Annotated in this window: 17 protein-coding genes; 11 read left to right on the top strand and 6 right to left on the bottom strand. The window is 62.3% G+C overall.

Annotated elements, in window-relative coordinates:
* Positions 1–119 precede the first annotated feature (119 nt).
* Together FYJ85_RS13695 and FYJ85_RS13690 are read left to right on the top strand one after the other, a co-directional pair.
* Positions 120–803 (top strand): hypothetical protein, encoded by a 684-nt coding sequence (locus FYJ85_RS13695; protein WP_154419231.1) that lies wholly within the window; start codon positions 120–122, stop codon positions 801–803.
* 134 nt (positions 804–937) lie between these two features.
* Positions 938–1,618, top strand: a complete 681-nt coding sequence (locus FYJ85_RS13690; RefSeq protein WP_154419230.1) for a hypothetical protein — start codon at positions 938–940, stop codon at positions 1,616–1,618.
* Positions 1,619–1,695: 77 nt separating this feature from the next.
* Here the strand turns inward: FYJ85_RS13690 and FYJ85_RS13685 are convergent, their stop codons facing one another.
* Both FYJ85_RS13685 and FYJ85_RS13680 read right to left on the bottom strand, forming a co-directional pair.
* Positions 1,696–2,694, bottom strand: a complete 999-nt coding sequence (locus FYJ85_RS13685; protein WP_106051860.1) for a GGGtGRT protein — start codon at positions 2,692–2,694, stop codon at positions 1,696–1,698.
* 13 nt (positions 2,695–2,707) lie between these two features.
* Positions 2,708–3,412: an iron-sulfur cluster assembly scaffold protein gene (locus FYJ85_RS13680; protein ID WP_206213185.1), complete on the bottom strand. Its 705-nt coding sequence runs from the start codon at positions 3,410–3,412 to the stop codon at positions 2,708–2,710.
* 224 nt (positions 3,413–3,636) lie between these two features.
* Here FYJ85_RS13680 and FYJ85_RS13675 point away from each other — a divergent pair, with 224 nt between their 5' ends.
* From FYJ85_RS13675 to FYJ85_RS13645, 7 genes are all read left to right on the top strand, one after another.
* Positions 3,637–5,001, top strand: a complete 1,365-nt coding sequence (locus FYJ85_RS13675) for a phosphohexomutase domain-containing protein (RefSeq protein ID WP_206213184.1) — start codon at positions 3,637–3,639, stop codon at positions 4,999–5,001.
* 25 nt (positions 5,002–5,026) lie between these two features.
* Positions 5,027–5,599: a hypothetical protein gene (locus FYJ85_RS13670; RefSeq protein ID WP_154419228.1), complete on the top strand. Its 573-nt coding sequence runs from the start codon at positions 5,027–5,029 to the stop codon at positions 5,597–5,599.
* Entirely contained in the window at positions 5,596–6,270 is a 675-nt protein-coding gene (locus FYJ85_RS13665) for a hypothetical protein (protein ID WP_154419227.1), read from the top strand. The genes FYJ85_RS13670 and FYJ85_RS13665 overlap by 4 nt, the downstream gene beginning before the upstream one ends.
* Before the next feature lie 14 nt (positions 6,271–6,284).
* Complete coding sequence (locus FYJ85_RS13660; RefSeq protein ID WP_206213183.1) at positions 6,285–7,865, top strand: tetratricopeptide repeat protein; 1,581 nt, start codon at positions 6,285–6,287, stop codon at positions 7,863–7,865.
* Positions 7,862–9,217, top strand: a complete 1,356-nt coding sequence (locus tag FYJ85_RS13655) for a hypothetical protein (protein WP_154419225.1) — start codon at positions 7,862–7,864, stop codon at positions 9,215–9,217. The genes FYJ85_RS13660 and FYJ85_RS13655 overlap by 4 nt, the downstream gene beginning before the upstream one ends.
* Before the next feature lie 80 nt (positions 9,218–9,297).
* Positions 9,298–9,573, top strand: coding sequence for a hypothetical protein (locus tag FYJ85_RS13650; RefSeq protein WP_154419224.1), 276 nt, complete (start codon positions 9,298–9,300; stop codon positions 9,571–9,573).
* A 53-nt stretch (positions 9,574–9,626) separates the two neighbouring features.
* A complete protein-coding gene (locus tag FYJ85_RS13645; protein ID WP_206213182.1) occupies positions 9,627–10,445 on the top strand; it encodes an AraC family transcriptional regulator in 819 nt (272 codons plus the stop codon).
* Positions 10,446–10,684: 239 nt separating this feature from the next.
* Here FYJ85_RS13645 and FYJ85_RS24200 read toward each other — a convergent pair whose 3' ends face one another.
* Genes FYJ85_RS24200 through FYJ85_RS13630 form a run of 3 tightly spaced genes read right to left on the bottom strand, consistent with a single transcriptional unit; the run spans position 10,685 to position 14,530 of the window.
* Positions 10,685–11,356 carry a prepilin-type N-terminal cleavage/methylation domain-containing protein gene (locus tag FYJ85_RS24200; RefSeq protein ID WP_154419222.1) on the bottom strand — a complete coding sequence of 224 codons (672 nt, stop codon included), beginning with the start codon at positions 11,354–11,356 and terminating at the stop codon, positions 10,685–10,687.
* A gap of 19 nt (positions 11,357–11,375) precedes the next feature.
* A complete protein-coding gene (locus tag FYJ85_RS13635; RefSeq protein ID WP_154419221.1) occupies positions 11,376–12,965 on the bottom strand; it encodes a glycoside hydrolase family 5 protein in 1,590 nt (529 codons plus the stop codon).
* An 11-nt stretch (positions 12,966–12,976) separates the two neighbouring features.
* On the bottom strand, positions 12,977–14,530 hold the full coding sequence (locus FYJ85_RS13630) for an ADP-ribosylglycohydrolase family protein (RefSeq protein ID WP_154419220.1): 1,554 nt from the start codon (positions 14,528–14,530) through the stop codon (positions 12,977–12,979).
* 120 nt (positions 14,531–14,650) lie between these two features.
* Between FYJ85_RS13630 and FYJ85_RS13625 the strand changes: the two genes are divergently transcribed.
* Complete coding sequence (locus FYJ85_RS13625) at positions 14,651–15,499, top strand: helix-turn-helix domain-containing protein (RefSeq protein ID WP_154419219.1); 849 nt, start codon at positions 14,651–14,653, stop codon at positions 15,497–15,499.
* Between the two features lie 36 nt (positions 15,500–15,535).
* Here FYJ85_RS13625 and gshAB read toward each other — a convergent pair whose 3' ends face one another.
* Positions 15,536–17,737 (bottom strand): bifunctional glutamate--cysteine ligase GshA/glutathione synthetase GshB, encoded by a 2,202-nt coding sequence (gene gshAB / locus FYJ85_RS13620; RefSeq protein ID WP_154419218.1) that lies wholly within the window; start codon positions 17,735–17,737, stop codon positions 15,536–15,538.
* 255 nt (positions 17,738–17,992) lie between these two features.
* On the opposite strand from gshAB, the gene FYJ85_RS13615 reads away from it, so the two are divergent.
* On the top strand, positions 17,993–19,363 hold the full coding sequence (locus FYJ85_RS13615) for a cation:dicarboxylate symporter family transporter (protein WP_206213181.1): 1,371 nt from the start codon (positions 17,993–17,995) through the stop codon (positions 19,361–19,363).
* Positions 19,364–19,366 lie beyond the last annotated feature (3 nt).

Raw genomic sequence — 19,366 nt, 5'->3', positions numbered from 1 at the left:
GCTTCGGAAAACCGAAAAAAACATCTTTTTTTCATCCGCGCTTGCATTCGCGGCGAAATCCTGTATTTTCTACTCGTGTGAGACGTTCGGGAATCGTGATTCTTAGCGGGAGAGACGGGATGCCGGCCATAAAATGTCCATTTTGTTCGCGGGAAATTCCGGAGCGGAAGCAAAAAACGCTTACCGGACGGGTCCGGTGTCCCGGCTGCGGCAGCATCGGTCCGCTCAGCGAGCTGGCCGCCCTGGGGGAAGGACGGCTGCCGAAGGGCGTGACGGAGCGCGAGGACGGTTCCGTCCTGCACGTCAGCAGTCTCTCCGCATGGAGTTTGCCGGCGGTCGCGGCGGTTCCGGCCGCCCTGCTGTTTTTTATTGTCGGTTTCCGGAGCGGCGGAATTTCCGACATCGTATTTCTGTTGTTTGCCGTCATGGTGTCCTGGGCCGTCTGGGGGGCGCTCTTCGGCAGCCTCGAGATTCGCCGGATTCCCGGCGCGTTTGTCTTCCGGCGCGGATTGCGGAAAAAGGAGGTGCCGCTCGACCGGCTCCGGCTTTTCAAGCTGGCGCGCGTCCGGTGCCGCAACGGCAGTTTCTATCACATCGGCTGCATGAGGAAGGGCGGCGGAACGCTCTGCATCGGGGCCGGCCTGCCGCTGGTCCGGCTGGCCGCCGCCGTCGAATGGATGGAGCGCCGCCTCTACGATTCCGGGCGGGAAAATGGGAAAAATATGGCCCCGCTCGCTAAGAATGAAGCGGAAATTCTGTCCAAATTGTCGGAAGTCACCAGCTGGAAGGACGAATCGGAATGAGTGCGGTCAGGAGCATTCCTGAATCGTGAAGCGGAAAAACGCGTGAAAGCACTCGTTTGTGATTTTGCCGGAGAACGGTTTCCCGCCGTTCGGCCGGCTGGCCGTCGTTTGGAAAAGCGGAAGGAGGAATGCGCATGATTTACTGTCCCGATTGCAGAGAAGAGATTCCTGTGGAGGATTTCAACGTCTCTACCGACGTCGCGTTCTGCCGCAGGTGCGGGAAGAATCACCGTTACAGCGAGCTCGCCGATTTCGAAGTCCGGGCCGGATTCCGCCCGGACCGGCCGCCGCGCGGCATGCGGGTTTTGCCGGACGACGGAACGGGGGAAGGGATCGTTTTCCGCTACTTCAGTCATGCGGTCTGGATTCTCTGCTTCTTTGCCGTGTTCTGGTGCGGCGTCACCGGCACCTTGACTGTAGCGGTGTGGTGTGCCGGAAATTCCCCGTGGTTTGCGAAGCTGTTCATGCTTCCGTTTCAACTGGTCGGAATCGGGTTCCTGTTCGGTATCGCAATGATGCTTTTCGGCCGGAGCGAGCTCCGGTTCCGGGATGGGGCGCTGGAGATGTTCTCCGGCATCGGCCGCATCGGCCGGCGGCGGCGCTGGGAATTGGCCGACATCCGGAAGGTCGCGGTGGAGCCGACCGGTATGCAGCAGAACGGCCGTCAGGTCGAAGGCGTCGCCATTGTGACGGCGGACGGCAGGCGCCGGTTCATCGGCCGCAGCCTCGATGCGGAGAAGCAGCAGTTCCTCGTCAACCTGATCCGGCAGAAGATCCGTTTGAACGACAGCCGGAAGTCCGGTTACTGGGCGTGACGTTCCGGAGCGGCGGATAAAAAAATCCCGGCCCTGCCGGATGGCGGACCGGGAATTTTTTCCGGGTATCCCGAAGCTTACTTCGCTTCGGAGACCGCAACCGCGACGGCGACGGAGGCGCCGACCATCGGGTTGTTGCCCATGCCGATGAGACCCATCATCTCGACGTGCGCCGGAACGCTGGAGGAGCCCGCGAACTGCGCATCGCCGTGCATGCGGCCCATCGTGTCGGTCATGCCGTACGAAGCCGGGCCCGCGGCCATGTTGTCCGGGTGCAGCGTGCGGCCGGTGCCGCCGCCGGAGGCGACGCTGAAGTATTTGCGGCCGTTCTCGATCGCCCACTTCTTGTAGGTGCCGGCGACCGGGTGCTGGAAACGGGTCGGATTCGTCGAGTTGCCGGTGATGGAGACGTCGACGCCCTCCTTGATCATCACGGCGACGCCTTCGGAGACGTCGTCGGCGCCGTAGCACCTGACCGCCGCCTTCGGGCCGTTCGAGAACGCCTTCTCTTCGACGATCTTGAGTTCACCGGTGTAGTAGTCGTACTCGGTTTCGACGTAGGTGAAGCCGTTGATGCGGCTGATGATGTAGGCCGCGTCCTTTCCGAGGCCGTTCAGGATGACGCGGAGCGGCTCCTTGCGGACCTTGTTGGCGGTCTTGGCGATGCCGATCGCCCCCTCCGCCGCCGCGAACGACTCGTGGCCGGCGAGGAAGCAGAAGCACTTCGTCTCTTCGCGCAGCAGCATCGCGGCGAGGTTGCCGTGGCCGATGCCGACCTGGCGCGAATCCGCCACCGAACCCGGAATGCAGAACGCCTGCAGCCCGAGACCGATGTTTTCGGCCGCTTCGGCCGCGTTCTTCGAACCCTTCTTGAGGGCGATGGCCGCGCCGAGGGTGTAGGCCCAGACCGCGTTTTCGAACGCGATCGGCTGGACGCCGCGGACGATCTTGTCCACATCGACGCCCTTGGAGAGGCAGAGGTCGCGGGCGGCCTCGAGCGATTCGATGCCGTATTCCTTCAACGCCTTTTCGATTTTTGCGATCCGGCGCTCATATCCTTCAAATTTCACGCTCATTGTCATGAACTCCTTATTCTTTGCGCGGGTCGATCTTTTTGACGGCTTCGTCGAAGCGGCCGTAGCTCTTCACGTTGGCCTTGTAGGCCTCGGCGGGCTCGACGCCCTTGCGGATCGCCTCCATCATCTTGCCGAGATGGACGAACTTGTAACCGATGATCTCGCTGTTCTCGTCAAGGCCGAGCTCGAGGACGTAGCCCTCGGCCATTTCGAGGTAACGCGGCCCTTTTTCGAGGGTCGAAAACATCGTGCCGACCTGCGAACGCAGCCCTTTGCCGAGGTCTTCGAGACCGGCGCCGATCGGGAGCCCCCCCTCGCTGAACGCGGTCTGGGTGCGACCGTAGACGATCTGTTTGAAGAGCTCGCGCATCGCGACGTTGATCGCGTCGCAGACGAGGTCGGAATTCAGCGCTTCGAGAATGGTCTTGCCCGGGAGAATCTCCGAAGCCATCGCCGCGGAGTGGGTCATGCCGGAGCAGCCGAGCGTTTCGACCAGGGCTTCCTGGATCACGCCGTCCTTGACGTTCAGCGTCAGCTTGCAGGCGCCCTGCTGCGGCGCGCACCAGCCCACCCCGTGAGTGAGGCCGGAAACATCGGAGATCTGCTTGGATTTGACCCACTTACCCTCTTCCGGAATCGGGGCCGGGCCGTGTTTGACGCCTTTGGCGACGCGGCACATCTGCTCGACTTCATGCGAGCACTGATACGGACAACTCATGTTGGTTCTCCTTGCGAGGTTGCTTTCTATGAAACGGGAATTTTCGTAATATACACCGCGGATTGCGATTTTTCACCCCCGCTCCGCAGAAATTTTCGATTTTTCGGCAGGCGGGCGCATCGGCGCGCGGGCCGGCGCGAAGGGTTTTTCGGGGCGGCCATTTGGAAAAGCGCTTCCGGCATGCTATGTTAACTGGCGAAACCATATGTGAGGAGAGCGTCATCATGCAGGAACTCAATACCCGGCTGCTGACCCTCGGCGCCTCCGGCATGCGCGGCGTGGTCGGCACCGGGCTGACGCCGGGGGCGGCGAGCGATTTCGCATCCGCTTTTGCCACTTTCGCCGGGGAGGGCGCCGTGCTGGTCGGCAGCGACCCGCGCACTTCGTCCGCCATGCTGAAGAGCGCGGTCTCGGCCGCGCTTGCGGGCGGCGGCTGCGAGGTCGTCGACGGCGGCATCCTGACCGCCGGACTCATGCACCGCCTGATTCCGGCCGGCGGTTATTCCGGCGGCATCCTGATTACGGGAGGCCATCAGGCGGCCGGGATGAACGCCCTTATTCCGCTCGCCGCCGACGGTTCGTATTTCGACCACCTGCGGCAGCGGGAGCTTTTCGATCTTTATCTCGGCAAACGTTTCATCACGGTTCCGGCCGGCCGGGTCCGCCCGGCGCGGATGCTCGACGCCGCGGAGCTCGAGGAATACTGGGCGTTCCTCGAACGGAATCTCGACCTCGCGGCGATCCGCGCGGCGAAGCTCACGCTGCTGGCGGACTTCTGCAACGGCGCGGGAGCCGCTTACGCAAAGCGTTTCGCGTCGCTGCTCGGCGTGAAGCTGATCGCCCTGAACGATACGCCGTGCGGCACGATTCCGCGCGAGCCGGAGCCGAGGCCGCGCAGCGGTTCTCCGATCCGGACCATCGTCGGGCCGCTCGGCGCGGCGGCCGGAGTCGTTTTCAACAGCGACCTGTCGCGCATGGGAATCGTGACCGACGCGGGCGAACCTCTGAGCGAGGAGATGAGTTATCCGCTGGTGGCGGACTACGTGCTCGGCAAACTTCCGAAGGGTGTGCGTGTCGTGACGAACGTCTGCACGACGCGGACCCTCGACGATGTGGCCTCCGGCCACGGCGCGATTCTCGAGAAGTCGCGGGTCGGCCAGGCGTGGGTGGTGGATCTTGCGCGTTCGACCGGCGCGGCGCTGGCGGGGGAGGGGAGCGGCGGCTTCACGACTTCCGCGCTGCGCGGCTTCGACGGCTTCCTGATGGCCGGGCTGCTGCTGGAGGCGATCGCCGTGCGCGGTCCGCTCGGGCGCCAGCTGGAAAAGCTGCCGCGCTACGAGATGGTCAAGCAGACGATCCCGTCGAATTCTCCGCACGCATATACGATGCTGCGGCAGATGATGCATGAATTCGGCGACGAGGCGGCCGTTTCGGAGACGGACGGGCTGCGTTTCGACTGGCCGGACGGTTTTCTGAGTTTGCGCCTTTCGTCGACGGAGCCGATTCTGCGGCTGATCTCGGAGTCGAAATCGCGCGAGCTTGCGTCCGACCGGGCCTGGAAGGCGCGTCTCGCGTGGGAGCGTCTCTGAAATAAGGGGGGAGGTGCAAAGTTCCATGGATAAAGCGAATGCGGCGAATCGGGCGTGGGCCGGCGCGATCCGGGCGGTTCTGGTGCTGACTGCCGTTGCCGGAGGAGTCTGGCTGTACCTGGAACGGGGGCGCATCCGGGAGCATTTCGAGGCGAAGGAGCGGGCTGAGGTGTACGGCATCGTCTGGAACACCAGCCTCAACACGGCGCGGCGTCAGGCCGCTGAAAGCGGCCGGGAAATCCTGCTCGTCCATCTGGATTTGCAGCGGAAGAGCCATCCGCATGCGGCCGGTCTGCTTGCCTTGCGGGTCCTGGACACGGAAGAGTTCCGGCGCGAATCCGGGAATTACGTGCTTCTGCTGGCGGCCCGGACGCCGCGGGAGCCGGCGCGAATCCGCCGGAACCGCGAGGAGATTTCCAGAATTTACAACCTCGGCGAGCGGGACAGCGGCACTTTGCTGCTCATCGACGCCGCCGGGAAGCAGTTGCGGCGCATCCCGTACCAGGGCGAACCGGCCGGGGAGCTGCTGCGCAGACTTTCGGAGCCGGAGGAGGGATCATCCGGCAATACGGTCAATCAGGGAGGGGAAAAGCCATGAGTGTTCAGAATTCCGCCCGGCTTCTTGCGGGGCGTCTGATCAAATTCGCGCTGCTGGTCGTCGTCCTTTACGGGGCGGCGTGGTGTTATTTCAACTGGGAGTATGTCCGGGAACGGTTCGGCGCGAAATATGAGGAGGAACGTTACGGCATCGTCTGGAATACGAACCTGAATGCGGCCAGACGGATCGCCGCGCGGCACGGCCGGCTGGTCATGGTCGTCTATATCAATTCGGGGGCGAAGCACGATCCGAGCGACTACCTGATCAACCGGATTTTTCCGAGCACGCAGTTCCGGAGCGCGGCGGACACCTACATCCCGGTGCTGGTCGATATCCGGCAGGGCGTTCAGGAGAGCGCACGGCTGAAGAACAACCAGGACGAGATCATCAAGGTGTACGATCTCCACAACCGCTACGGGCTGATTCTTCTGGCGGACGCCGACGGCAGAGAGCTGCGCCGGGTGCAGTATTCGGATGAGCCGGTGGACATTCTGCTCGGCAAGGTCGCGGGCGGGAAATTCACGCCGCTGCCGCCGATCCCGAAGTCCGGCGTCAAAGACCCGGTCGCGGAAAGCGAAAAAAAGGCGAAGTCGCTGACGTCTCCGGTCGCCGGACCGAAGAGTGAACGGCCGAAGGTTGAGGAAAAGTGGGGAATCTCCACCGGATTATGAGAGAGAGGCGGATTTTGAAACGTTTTTTACTGATTCCGGCCGTTGCCGGATTGCTGGCCCTGTCCGGATGCTCTTCGTTCGACCGCATGCGGAGCGCGGCAGAGAACGGGGAGCCGGCCGCCCAGTATGAGCTGGCCGAATATTATCGTTCCGGAGACCCGGCGCTCTCTGTTCTCTGGATGACGCGCGCGGCGGAGAACGGTTATCCGAAGGCGATGGTCGAACTCGGCAAATTCCATCTTGACGGTTTCGGCGTGCAGCGTGACCGCGATGCCGCGCTCGGCTGGTGGGAGAAGGCCGCGCTCGGCAAGGGCGACCTTGAGGCGGCGCAGCTGCTCGGCGAACTTCTGCTGCCCGACCCTCCGCCCGGCCGGGCGGAGCTGGCTGTGGCGGCCTACGGCGTCCTGCTGGCCGATCCGGCCTGCGAAGAGCGCCGGAAATTCGCGGCGAAGCTGCTCGACGAGGGCGGGAAGCTCCGCGCCATGCTGAAGCTGGCCGACCGCCGGGAGGAGCTCGCGGCGGTCGAGAAGCGTTTTACGCGCATTTTCCGGGAGTCGGCCGACTGCTTCGACCTGTCGGACCCGAAGGTGCTCGAGTCGATGGACCGGTTGAGCGATGAGTTCTACCTGCTGCCGCCGCTGGCCGGCAAACCGCCGGCCCCGACCGAAGTTTCCGGACTTCGTCCCGAATTCGCCGCGCTGCTGGGCACCTGCGACCGGCTCGACGTCGACGAGCTGCCGAAACTGATCGAAACGGCGCGCCGCCTGCCGGATTTCCCGGAGTTCCTTTCGACGGTGCCGGAGCTGATCGTTCCGATGTTCTTCGGCAAGCCGGAGCTCTACGGCGGGATTACGGCCGGCCGGTCGTTTTACGACTTCGCCCTGTTCGGTTCCTCCATGAAGGTCTCGCGCGAGTACGATTCGCTTTCGCGGCCGTTCCCGGTGCTGGCCAGCCGGACCTCGATTCAGGATGGCGAAGGGGTGTTCCTGTTCGGAAAGCCCGGCATGAAGCCGATCCCGGCCGACCGTTTCTGCAAATACGGGAGCTGCGAGCTCTTCGGCGTACGCATTGAATACGGTCCGCTCGGCGAATTTTCCACGTTGCTGGCCGATGTCGAAAAGCTGTACGGCAAGCTGACTCCGGTCGAACACACGTTCGAGCTGATCCGCGAGAGCCGCCCGTATCTCGTGAAGATCACGGTTCCGGCCTACGAGCGGAAGGGCGGCAAGCTGCATGTGCTGCTGACCGACAATGTGAAGCCGCTGAAGGTCGAGCTTCTGGACCTGATTCCGGGAACGCCGGAGTTCAGGCATTGGGAGGAGTATATCGCCATGAACAGCGTGGACGGCGTATTCGTCTGGAAGCACCAGAATGCGGAGCACTACCTGACCGCCGCCGATGCGTATGAGAGATTGAAGCTCAGGAATTATGAGAAGAAAGCATTTGTGGATCGGATCAGAGAGGAATATTTTCCGGGCCGCATGCTTGAAGTCGTCGACGTGCGGCGTACCGGCATTCTGGCCGGAACGATCGTGCAGGATATGAAAAAAATCGCCGAAGGCATTCTGCCGGTGCAGAAGGAGCAGGGAAAATGAGAAGAAACGGAATCGGCCGGATCGCGCTTGCCGTCTTTGCCGCCGGAGTGATTGCCGGATGCCGGAACGGCATGGAGGAGGTCGTCCCGCCGGAAAACGCGCCGTCGCAGGCGAGCATGAGCAGCCGTGAAACGGCGCGCATTGCGGAAGCGCTCCGCGATGATGCGCCGAACCCGCTTCTGGTGGAGCGGAAATTCCGGGAGATGGCGCGTGCCATGCAGGACGGCACGCTCGATTTCAGCCGCGGCGAATTCTTCTCGGGCATGACCGACGAGGCGCTGCAGCGGCAGGCCATGCTGACCTGGAACCTGGCTCCGGTGTTCGGTAAAATGGAGGACGGTTCCCGGGTGGCGGTTGTGGTCGGCGACGGACGGCCAGCCGGACGGGTCGTCCGGCAGGCGCTGGTTTCGCTGCTGGCGGCGAACGCCGAGAAGGTGACGGTCATCGACCGCTATGACGCCGGGCTCGAACAGGCGTTCCGGTCTCTTTATGTGAACGGGCCGGAGGGGGCGAAAAGTGCCGGTGTCGACTATTTTCTGCGCGCCCGCCCGATTTCGCTGGACGTATTCCGCAGCTGGAGCGCGAACCGTTACGGCCTGCCGTACCTGCAGCGGTTCGCGGCGGCGAGTGCGTGGCTCGAACTCTGCGACGTGCGGAACGACCGGCTGCTCTGGGCCGGTCCGGTTGAGAGCTATCGGAATTATGTCGGCAACAACGAGCCGCTGCTCTGGCTCTACGACGCCATGGGGCGCGAAACGAGCGTGATGGCGATTTCGCCCGCCGTGGTCGCACTGATGGATTCCGGCAATCTTTCCGGCTATGCGTTCGGTCCTTCCAACGAGCTTCTGGTCGACCGCGCGTTTCGCCGCGTGAAGCTGGACGGCACCGCGCCCGGCGCGCTGGCCGGAACCGGCAAGACGGTCGTTGTTGAGCTCGATGGCGGCGGGAATGGCGGCGGCAGCGTCGAAAGCATTCAGGCTCTGCTGCTCGACCGGGGAGTCCGTGTCGTTCTTTCTCCGTATTATCAGAATTTCGCCGACCTGCTGGAGCGCCGGGATTTCACCGGCATGAAATATGCGGATTATGCGCTGATCTGCCGGGTCGATTACGCCGGAGCGACCGCGCTGCCGGATGCGCCGGGCAGCGGAACGTTCCGGCGTCAGGGGGCGGTCGTCTTCTGGGCGGAGCTCGTCGAGCTGGCGACCCGGCGGGTGGTCTGGGCCGGCCAGTTGACCGGAAAATCCGAGGTGGTGACCGATCCGCTTCTCTACTATCCGGTCATCTTCCGCGACCGGATCATGCCGGAACTGCGCCGCAGGGAGCCGGTGAAATCCCTGCAGTCGAAGCAGTAGCCGGAATATGGAACCGAAATAGCCGGGGGAGGAAGGCAAATGGATTTTTCTCATGACCGCGATGTCCTGACTTGCGCAAGGTGTCGGTAAGTCCGTGGGCAAAGCAGGACCGCTGCGCCGAAGAGCTCGGCGGAGAGTATGTGTTTTCGCGCAAGCCGAATCCGGCGCTGCTGGCCTTTCCGGAGATGGATGAGGCGCTGATCCGCGAGGAGACGCGCAACACGCTGGCGCTCTGCCGGGAGCACGACTGCCCGGTGGAACTCATTCTGAAGGATATCAGCACGGTCCGATACCGGCCGGAACGCCTGACGCGGTGGGAGAATATCGTGATGGAGCTGGTCCGGGAAGATTCGTGACGGGGACCGTTCCGGAAGGTGCTCCGGGGCCGGTTTGAAGCATGGAGAGTGTGATGCACTGTTATCATCTTGGGGATTACTGCAAGGAGGAGTTTCCGGTTGCGGCGTGGCAGGTCCGGAAGGCAGGGGTGATTCCGCTTCACCGGCACGACTGCGTTGAGCTGATGCTGGTGACGCGCGGTTCCGGCGTCTGCCGGATCAACGGGTCTCCGTATCCGGTATTGAGCGGCGATCTTTTCGTTCTCTGCAGCGAAGATTTGCACAGCTACGAGATGGAGCCGGAGTGCGTCTTTTACAACATCCTGTTCGACCCGGCGTTTTTTGCGTCCGACCCGGAGCTTGCCGCGCTTTTCGACGGCTGGACGCGGCGCGATTCGCGCAAACTCTATTCGTTCGGGGCGGGGGAGGCGGACGGGCTTGAAGCGCTTGCCGCCGGACTGGTTTGCGAACTGACCGGCGGCGCTCCGGGCGCCCGGCTGCTGGCCCGTTCGCTTCTGACGGATCTTTTCGTCCGCATGCTGCGTCATGACGGGACGGAGCGGGGCGTCGCTCCGTCCCCCGGACGCATGTCGGCGGTCATGGCCTATATCGACCGGCATCTGGCCGAACCGGTTTCAGTCCGGAAACTGGCGGAGACGGCCGGCATGAGTCCATCGGCGTTCCGCGCCGCCTTCCGGCGCTGGACCGGGGGATCGGCGACCGGCTACATCAGCTGCCTGAGGATTCGCCGGGCGCGCATTCTGCTCGAACAGCGCGATCTCCCGATCGGCGAGATCGCATTGCAACTCGGCTACTTCGACGCCTGCCACTTTTCGCGCGCTTTCCGCGCCCGCACCGGTCTTTCGCCGCGCCAGTACCGCGCGCGGCTCTGAGCCTGGCGGTTACGACGACACTTCAAGCAGGGATTGAATTTCTGCCGGAGTCACGCCCTCGCCGTAACCGCAGCCGGCTTGCCGCCGTGACGTCTTTTCCGCGAAGCGGAGCCGGGTCGAAGGTCGCGCGGAACCAGTGCGATCCCTCTTCCTTTCCCTGCGGAACATCAATCACGCGGAAAGGACTTCGGGGGATGACAATACACCATGACAGGTGCTTCTTTTTATCCTCTCCGGTATCAGTAAAAATTCTTCAGCATCCGGTTGAAGTTCTCGGGAAGCTGCAAATAGCGGTAACTGTAATTCGTCACATGTCCGTCGAGCATCCCGGCGTTCAGCGACTGCGAATGACGGTAAGCAACTCTTCCGTCGCCTGCCATGCTTTCCTCATTGGCCAGATAACCGGGCATGTTGCTGTTATAAAGCATCCAATCGAGCGCGTCTGTCCATGATGCGGAAGAGCTCGGGCGCTTCAGCCGATTCAGCCGATAAACTCTGGTGGTGTCCCAGACCGTAGCATAACTCATTCCATAAGAGCTGGTAACATTGCCGGTTCCATTCTGCAGGTCATGCAAAGCCCCCCGGGAAACCGGGCACAGCAGTGAAACAGGAAAGCGATCCGTGTATTCTGCATCACTGTTGCGTTTGATTCCGAGATAATTGACGAATGCGGGAATTCTGTACCACTGCCTGCCATAACCCGGTTCCCGCACCGGAACCCACCAGCCATCGGAGTCTGCGGCATAAAACTGTCCGGCCGACAGATACTGCTTGAGTGTATTGATGCATTGCGTTTTCTTTGCCGCTTCTCTTGATCTGTTCAATGCCGGCAGCAGCATGGCCGCCAGAATTGCGATGATCGCAATCACAATAAGTAATTCGATAAGAGTGAATTTATTCTGATATTTCATGAATGGTTCTCCTTCCCGGTTATTTGTTGTTTTTTCTGAACGCCTTCAGCAGAACTTCCCTGCGCCTTGTATTCTTCGCCGGGCGAATGTTGTCCGGACCGGTTCCCTCGTGTTCAACGCTCCAGCCATTCCATTCCCGAAACGCATGGTAACTCCACTCCCAGCCGTATTCTTCAAAAATATCAATGCAATCCTGAAGGTAACGGTCTGCGCCCGGAGCCCATGCGACTGCCGAAAACTCACCGACATAGATTCTGGCATTGTGACGCAGCTGGAAATCCCGTACCGGCTGAAGCGTCTCCCGAATCTTTTCTTTGTTCCACATTTCTCCGTCAATCATGCCGGGATAGCCAATTTTGGGCCCCGCCGTCCTGATTCGCTGGTGCGTATAGGTCAACGGCATGTACATGTGGACCTGATAGATGATATTGTCCATCCTCAGTGGTGACAGATATGCAAAGGCTCTCGGACGGGACGCTTCATTGGATTCAATCATGATCGCAGTATCCGGATCGATTTCACGTACAGCCGCTGCCGCCATCCGTTGAAGATTCCAGTAGTCGTACGGAGCCGGCACCGCCTGTACCGGCTCGTTGAGCAGATTATAAGCATAGATGGCCGGATTGCCTTTGAACCTGGCGGCGATTCTGCGCCAGCAGTCAAGGAAAGCATCCGCATATTTTTTTTCACAGAACATTCTCATATGATTGAGGGAGGATTTTCCGCCGGGAGGAGAATGCAGATCGATGATAAGCCGGATGCCGTATTTTTCCGCAAGTCTGGTCGCATTCTCGATTTCATCGAGCCGCTTGTCCAGCCAGCGGTAATACTCATCGAGGTCAAGTTCCGTATTGAGTTTGTTCCAGTTGCGCATGATTTGCATGCGAACCAGATTGACGTTCCACTGTTTCAAGGTACGGAACATTTCTTCTGTCATCGGGCCGGCCGGAGACATCATGCCGCGCAGCCGGGAATGCTTTTCCGTTTTCTGCGGATATTTGACTTTATAGTCCAAATTGATCCGGGCTGCGGGGCTGAATACGGAACCGCTCCTCAATGAATCGAATTCGAATTCGATTCTTCCCGAGACTTCCTGCAAGCCGAGCATGACTTCGGCATCGGCCGCTCCGGGGCGGAAGGTCACTTGCAAAGCTCCATCGCACCACGAGACATTTCCCTCCTGCAGTCCGGCGTCCGGCCATAATTTCTCTCCCGAGGAAGCGTCGCGGTAACTGACCATAAATTTGCTGCCGTAATATTTCTTCGGCGGTGTGGAAACATTTTGCGTCCGATACCGGAATAGAAAAGTAACGTTTTTTCCGCGAAGCGGAGCCGGGTCGAAGGCCGCGCGGAACCAGTGCGATCCCTTTTCCTTTCCCTGCGGAACATCAATCACAAGGAATTTCCTGCCGTTCCGCATCTCAACCCGGCAATATTCGTCCGAGGCTTTCCAGTCAAGCTTTTCGAGATCCGGCGCGCCGGCAATCGGAAATATCTTTCCTTCCTCCGCATGACACAAGCCGGCTATCAGGCAGACCGCCGCTAACAGCATTCCGACTTTCGTACAGGCGTTCAGTCCGTCCGCACCGCATTTGTTTTTCCATTTCATCCGGCCGTACCTCACTTCAAAAACAGTTTTTCGGCACGGCGGGCGAAGAGCCGGTCTTCGTCGTCCTTATACCATTCGCTGTACACGAGGTCCTCCTGGCCGACCGCGCCGCGCAGCTGGAAGGGGACGGCCAGCCAGAGCGGGGATCTCCGGTCCGACAGCCGCAGGCGGACCGGGAGGTAAACCACGGAGTCGCTGAACTCCCCCGGCGTGATTTCGACCGCGAGGAACGCGGTCATCCGCTGCTTGCACTGGAGCGCCTGCGAGGGACCGGGATTCATCGTCCACCCCTCCGGCAGCTGCCAGTTGAAGCAGGCGAGCCGGTTGTCATGCGGGCACTCCGTAATCGAGATCGTGAGGCGCTGCGTTTCGCCCGGCGCCGTGACGGGGCTCGTGCCGTATTCGACGGTCAGGAGTCCCCACGGCAGGTCGAAGCCGAGCGCCCTGCTCGAACGCGCCAGCACCCGTTCCGCCGCTTCACCGGCCTTCCCGAAACGTTCGCGGAAGGCTTCGGAGATCCGGGTCGGACCGGTGGTGAGGCGCGGCAGCGTCGGGTTTTCGCGCTCGACCTGGACTTTCGCGTGAATCACCCGGTCGGTCAGCTCCTCAAGCGTGGCCGGAACATAGAGCTGATAGTTCTGGACCGCGACGGTTCTGATCGCGTTGCCGATCGGGTCGATCCACTTCTGCGGCAGGTTCTTTCTTCCGCTGATGATTCCGAGCACCGCGCCGGCGGTCGCGCCCGTGCAGTCGGTGTCGTCTCCGCAGTTGACGGAGATGCAGATGCTGCGGCCGAAATCGCCTTCGCCGTAGAGCAGCCCGAGCACGACGAAGCCGAGGTTCGCGGGGGCCTGGAACCAGCCGAGGTCCGCGCTCTCTTCGACAATGCGGTTCCGCGCGGTGCGCCAGTCGATTCCGGAGTCATGACATTCGATTGCGAGCTTCACGCTGCGGGCCACGCGGCAATCGGCGGGAATCCGCGCGAGCGCGATGTCGATGAGCTTGCGTACGTCGCTCTCGACGAAGGCGGCGGATTCGAGCACGGCGGTGAAGATCTCCGCGTAAATCCCGTCCCCGCAGTGGTCGACGCAGGAGTCGAGCCAGGCGAAGCGCATGACCTCGTCCGGCGCGCCGGGGAAAAGGCACGCCCAGACTTCCGAACGAATCCACGCGCCGTTGCTGTTCTTCCATTTTTCATTGTTGCAGAAGCCGGAGAGCGGCGGATAGAGTCCGTTGACGATGTTTCCCTTGGCCGTGCCGTACTCGTTCCACGGGCCGGAGATGTAGCGCATCCAGTATTCTCCGAGCATGCGTTCGTTCAGGCGGTAGGCGCCGCGCTGTTCGACCGCGAGCAGCCAGACCAGCTGAAGATCGAGGTCGTCGTTCGGGGCGGGATTTCCGCCGAGCTCCTGTACGTAGAACGACACGTCGGTCATCTCCCGCTTTCCCTCCATCGGGGCGCCGAGGGTGCCTCCGATGTTCTTGCCGGTCCAGCAGCCGAGCATCTTGTCCCGGAACTCTTCGATGTTGATCTTCTCTTCCGACGGGGTTGTCTGTCCGAACATTGTCCTGTTTCCTCCCTGAGAAATGGTTTGCTTTTTCGGTGTATCCTGCGTATATTATGGCATGAAACAAGCGGAAACCCAATGGGACTTTGTTCCGGAAACCTTTAATTTTGTTCAAAAATGGCACAGGTGACACTCGGTCCGAGCCAGGATGCGGATTTCTTCTCCGGCCGGACGCGCGTTATTGAGAACGGCTTCTGCGAATGGCGGAGCCACTGGCTGCACGACTGGAGTCTGATTCTGACTCTCGGCGGGCGCGGGGCGATCGTCCTCGGAGAGCGTCGCTTTGAGTCGGAACCGGGGGAGATGACTCTCATCGCGCCGGAGCATCCGCATCTTTTCCGGTCGGAGCCGGGCTGGGATCTCATCTGGTTTCATTTTCTCATGCGTCCGCATCTGACGGCGGAGCTGCATTGGCCGGAGGAGGCTCCGGGGCTGCGGCACTGCCGGCTGGCGGGAGCGGACTTCCGGCGGGGGAGGGCGGCGCTGCTTGAGGCGTCGCAGCTCGACCACCGCCGGGCGTCCGGCTGGCACGGGCTGGCCTACGCGCTGCTCGAAGAGACGCTTATGCGCGGTTTTGCCGGGCATAAGCAAAGCGGCGGCGACGGGGAGTGGCTCGCCCGCGCCCAGCGTCTGCTGCTGCAGGGGCCGGCGGAAAGCCTGTCCGTGGACCGGGCTGCTGCGCTCTGCGGCATGTCGCGGACGAAATTCTATGCGGCGTTCAAGCGCGCCGCGGGAGTTTCGCCGCGCGCCTGGCGGGAGTTTCAGCTGCTGCGGCGTGCGCAGTTCCTGCTGCAGAGCACGTCGCTGCCGGTTGCGGAGATCGCGCGCCAGCTCGGCATGGGGGACCCGTTCTATTTCTCCACCCGGTTCCGGCGCTTCTGCGGGCAGCCGCCGACGGAATACCGGCGGAACCGCCCGGAGCCGGATAAGCCGGTCCCGGGCTGTCGGGGCGGCGAAACGGTTTGAGCGGCTTTTTCCGCTGCGGTTGGAAATGCCGTGGAATCAGTCGTCCAGCAGGCCGAGGGCGATCAGAACCTGGCGGGCGGCCGGGCGGGATTTCCCTTCGAACGGAAATTCGTGGATCAGCAGCGCCGGATTGAAGTTCGCTTCGATCACCGCATAGGAGGAGCCGGGGCCGAGCGGCTCCGGGATGATGATGTCCACGCCGCAGATCACCGCATCGAACGCCGCGGCGGCCCGTTCCGCGATCCGCTTGAAGCGCTCCGGCATCAGTTCGGTGGCGTCGCAGGCTTCGCCGCCCGCGCTGATATTCGAAATGCGACGCAGCGGAATGTCCTCTCCGGCCGGGATCACGCTCCCGAAATCGAGCGCCTGCAGCGCCAGATGCTGCCGCATCGCCTCGTCCTCCACGATCGTGACGAGCGGACGGTGATGCCCCGGCGCCCGCCACGGGTGACGGTTCGCCCGTTCGATCAGCTCGTGAATCGTCGAAACGCCGTCGCCGACGACGTGGCACGCCCGGCGGAAGGTGACGGCGAAGGTCTTTCCCGCAATGACCAGAAAACGGAATTCGCGGCCGGGGCAGAACTCCTCGACGAGAATATGACGGTCGAAGCCGGCCGCCAGCCGGACCGCTTCCCGCAGCTGTTCTTCTGTCGCCGGATGCTCGAATACGGATATGCCGATCCCGTAATTGGTCGATACGGGCTTGACGACGGCCCGTTTCCCGATGAAGGGCCGGAGGCGGTCGGCAAGATCGTCGTCCGGCCTCAGTTCGATGCCGTCCGGCGTATGGATTCCGTGTTCGCGCAGAAGCATTTTGCTGACGAGCTTGTTGTTCATCAGCAGCGGCGTCACATAGGTGTCGAGCGAGGTCCTGGTCGCCTGGACGACATATTCCCGCCGCGTCCCCTTCCGAAGCCGGAGGATGTTGTCCTCTCTGCTGATCACCTCGAAATGGATGCCCCCCTTGACGGCCTCCCGGATCATGCATTGCGTGGAGAGCTCCAGTTCGTCGAAACCCGGCAGCCGCCACGCCTCCGCCAGCGCGTCGTCCCGGTAGGTTTCGGCGCGCCGGAGCCATTCCGGGGAGAGCGTTCCGGCTTTCCGGATCCGTTCTGCGTAGGAGTGCTCCGGGCAGTGCAGCCGCCCGGCGGCCCCCTCCAGCGCTCCCGGGATTTCGACGTGGAGCAGCCGGGCCGTTTCACCGAGCTGCTTGAGGAGTTCTGCCGCCTTCTCCCGCTGTCCGGGGGTGAAACCGTTCTCCGCGACGGTTTCGAAGTCCTCCGAAAACCGTTCGAGTTCGGATTCCCCGGTCAGCAGGCAGTGGAAAAGCAGCAGCCGGAGAAGTTCGAGGTCTGCCGCGGAGATGCCGCACTTCTCAAACGGGTTCAGGTCGATGAAGCGCAGCTCCAGCCGGTTGATTTCGACCGGTCCTCCGGTCGGTTTTTCGCTGAAGCGCAGCCGGACGGGCGTATACAGCTCGCTCGGGGCGGCGATCAGCCCGGTTTCCAGGCAGCGGTTCACGCTTTCGCAGTAGGCCGCAACCGAGGTGTAGTCCAGTTGTGCGGAGCAGGCGCTTTTGTAGCCGGCGGAGGAGTTGCGGACCGAAATACCGGTCGTTCCGGCCGGAGACGCGCCGAGCAGCCCGACGGCGAACCAGAGCAGCCGCTGCAGGTTGCGGGCGGTCTTCAGATAACCGGCTTCCCGAACCGCTTTCCGGTCCGCGCCGTCCGCAATCCGGCGCAGAAATTCGTCCGTGAATGAGAAATTGCAGTGGATGCCGGAGAGCAGCAGCATTTCGACCGGATACTTCTCCCGCAGCTTCCGGCGCCTCGTGTTTTCGGCAGCCTCTTCAAAGCGGGCGCACGCGATGCGCTCGGCATCCGGAAGCCGGCACGGCGTGGAGAGCGGCCAGAGCAGCTCCTGCCGGGGGGCCAGCTCCCGCAGCACGATGTCGGTCAGCATCTCCAGAAAACGGTGGGCGGCGGCGGGCGATTCGCAGGGCGGCGTGATCAGTTCGATCTGGCTCTCGGCCCAGTCCGTCGTGATGTAGGGATTGTCGTCCTTGCCGCCGAGCGAAGCCGGATGGACCGCTTCGGAGAGCATGCCGCAGGCCGTGCAGCGCAGGCTTTCGCGTTCGATTCCGATCCGGCAGTTCGGACGGCTCCGCAGCAGGGCGCCCCCCGAACGGAGGATTGATTCCCGGTTTAATTTTTCCGCGATTCCGATGTGGTTCTTCATGATTTTCTCCTCCTGAAGCTGAAAATTTTTCTCCCTGTTATAGAATACAGCGGAAAACGGCGGAGGTCAACCCCGCAGGGCGCATTTTCGGCCGGGAACCGGCGGCCGTTCGCGCGGAGCGTGAAAATTTCCCCGAAGTCGGCCGGGCGGCTTGCAATTCGGGAAGGGAAAAGTTATAATAAATGCGGGGAGAAGTTCAGCCGCCGGGCCGGAAGGCTTCGGCCGCATTCATTTTTGATCGGACAAGGGGGGATTGTGGTTATTCTGAGTATCGCCATTTTCGTTTTGTGCATGGCCGGCCTTTTCATCCTGCAGCGGAAAAAGGTCTCCTTCAATATTCTGGTGCTGGGGGCGCTGGGCGGCGCGATTGCGTTCGGGGCGCTTCTGAACCGGTTCGATGCCGGGGCCGTCGCGCAGAGCATGCGGTGGATCGGTCTCGTCGGGGAGATCTATGTGCGTCTGCTGAAAATGGCGGTCATTCCGCTGATCTTCGTGTCGATCGTCTGCGCGATCATCAACCAGAAGTCGGGCCGGCAGCTGGGGCGGGTTGCGGCCTGGTCCCTGGTCTTTCTGCTCGGGACGGCCGCCGTCGCCGCGACCGTCGGAGGGGCGGCGGCCATTGGTTTCGGCCTCTCCGCGGAGGGCATCGCCATCGGGGAATCCGAAGCGGCCACCGCGCATTCGCTGGAGGAGGCGGCGGGAGGCATGGGGCTGCTGGAGAGGACCATTGTGGAGATCATTCCCTCCAATCCCTTCTACGCCATGACCGGACAGGGAGCGAATGCGACGCTCTCCGTCGTCCTCATCGCCTGTCTGGTCGGGATCGCGGTCATCGGCGTGCGCACTTACGAGCCGGAGCAGGCCGAGCTGTTCACTGAATGGATGAATGCGCTCAACACCCTGGTGGTGGAGATCGTCATGATGATCATCATGCTGACGCCGTACGGCATCTTTTCGCTCATGACCGGCACGGTCGCCGGGAGCGATTTCTCCGGCATTCTGAAACTGCTGAAATTCGTGCTGGCCTCCTATTCGGCGATTCTCGCCATGTTTGCGGTTCACGCGGCCCTTCTCGCGGCGCTCGGGCTGAATCCGCTGACCTATTGCCGGAAGGCGCTGACGGCGCTGACCTTCGCCTTCACCTCCAGGACCAGCGCCGGGACCCTGCCGCTCACGGTCCGCACCCTGACCGAAAAGATGGGCGTCTCCGGCGGGGTCGCGAATCTGACTGCCTCGCTCGGCGTCTCCATCGGGCAGAACGGATGCGCCGCGATCTATCCGGCGATGCTGGTGGTCATGGTGCTGCCGACCGTGGGCCGGACCATGACGCCGGGCTTCTTTCTCGTGATGGTCCTGACCATCACCGTGGTCTCCATCGGCATCGCGGGCGTCGGGGGAGGGGCGACGTTCGCCGGAATCATGGTTCTCTCCGCCCTCGGACTGCCGGTGGGGATCGCGGGGCTGCTGATCGCGATCGAGCCGCTCATCGATATGGGGCGCACGGCGCTCAACGTCAGCGACGGCATGGTCTCGGCGCTCGGGACGGCCCGGATCACCGGCAACCTCAGGAAAGAGGTCTACGACGATCCCCGGGCGGAGTTCGTCGATCAGGCCTCCGGGCATTGAGAC

Source organism: Victivallis lenta, from assembly GCF_009695545.1.
GTDB classification, from domain to species: Bacteria; Verrucomicrobiota; Lentisphaeria; order Victivallales; family Victivallaceae; genus Victivallis; species Victivallis lenta.
Note: the sequence above shows the minus strand (reverse complement) of the source record. Positions and strands in the feature narration are given on the sequence as shown.

Excerpts from the sequence above, each read along its gene's own strand:
- FYJ85_RS13695 (WP_154419231.1), top strand. The coding sequence starts at position 120 with ATGCCGGCCATAAAATGTCCATTTTGTTCGCGGGAAATTCCGGAGCGG.
- FYJ85_RS13690 (WP_154419230.1), top strand. The coding sequence starts at position 938 with ATGATTTACTGTCCCGATTGCAGAGAAGAGATTCCTGTGGAGGATTTC.
- FYJ85_RS13685 (WP_106051860.1), bottom strand. The coding sequence starts at position 2,694 with ATGAGCGTGAAATTTGAAGGATATGAGCGCCGGATCGCAAAAATCGAA.
- FYJ85_RS13680 (WP_206213185.1), bottom strand. The coding sequence starts at position 3,412 with ATGAGTTGTCCGTATCAGTGCTCGCATGAAGTCGAGCAGATGTGCCGC.
- FYJ85_RS13675 (WP_206213184.1), top strand. The coding sequence starts at position 3,637 with ATGCAGGAACTCAATACCCGGCTGCTGACCCTCGGCGCCTCCGGCATG.
- FYJ85_RS13670 (WP_154419228.1), top strand. The coding sequence starts at position 5,027 with ATGGATAAAGCGAATGCGGCGAATCGGGCGTGGGCCGGCGCGATCCGG.
- FYJ85_RS13665 (WP_154419227.1), top strand. The coding sequence starts at position 5,596 with ATGAGTGTTCAGAATTCCGCCCGGCTTCTTGCGGGGCGTCTGATCAAA.
- FYJ85_RS13655 (WP_154419225.1), top strand. The coding sequence starts at position 7,862 with ATGAGAAGAAACGGAATCGGCCGGATCGCGCTTGCCGTCTTTGCCGCC.
- FYJ85_RS13645 (WP_206213182.1), top strand. The coding sequence starts at position 9,627 with ATGCACTGTTATCATCTTGGGGATTACTGCAAGGAGGAGTTTCCGGTT.
- FYJ85_RS24200 (WP_154419222.1), bottom strand. The coding sequence starts at position 11,356 with ATGAAATATCAGAATAAATTCACTCTTATCGAATTACTTATTGTGATT.
- FYJ85_RS13635 (WP_154419221.1), bottom strand. The coding sequence starts at position 12,965 with ATGAAATGGAAAAACAAATGCGGTGCGGACGGACTGAACGCCTGTACG.
- FYJ85_RS13630 (WP_154419220.1), bottom strand. The coding sequence starts at position 14,530 with ATGTTCGGACAGACAACCCCGTCGGAAGAGAAGATCAACATCGAAGAG.
- FYJ85_RS13625 (WP_154419219.1), top strand. The coding sequence starts at position 14,651 with ATGGCACAGGTGACACTCGGTCCGAGCCAGGATGCGGATTTCTTCTCC.
- gshAB (WP_154419218.1), bottom strand. The coding sequence starts at position 17,737 with ATGAAGAACCACATCGGAATCGCGGAAAAATTAAACCGGGAATCAATC.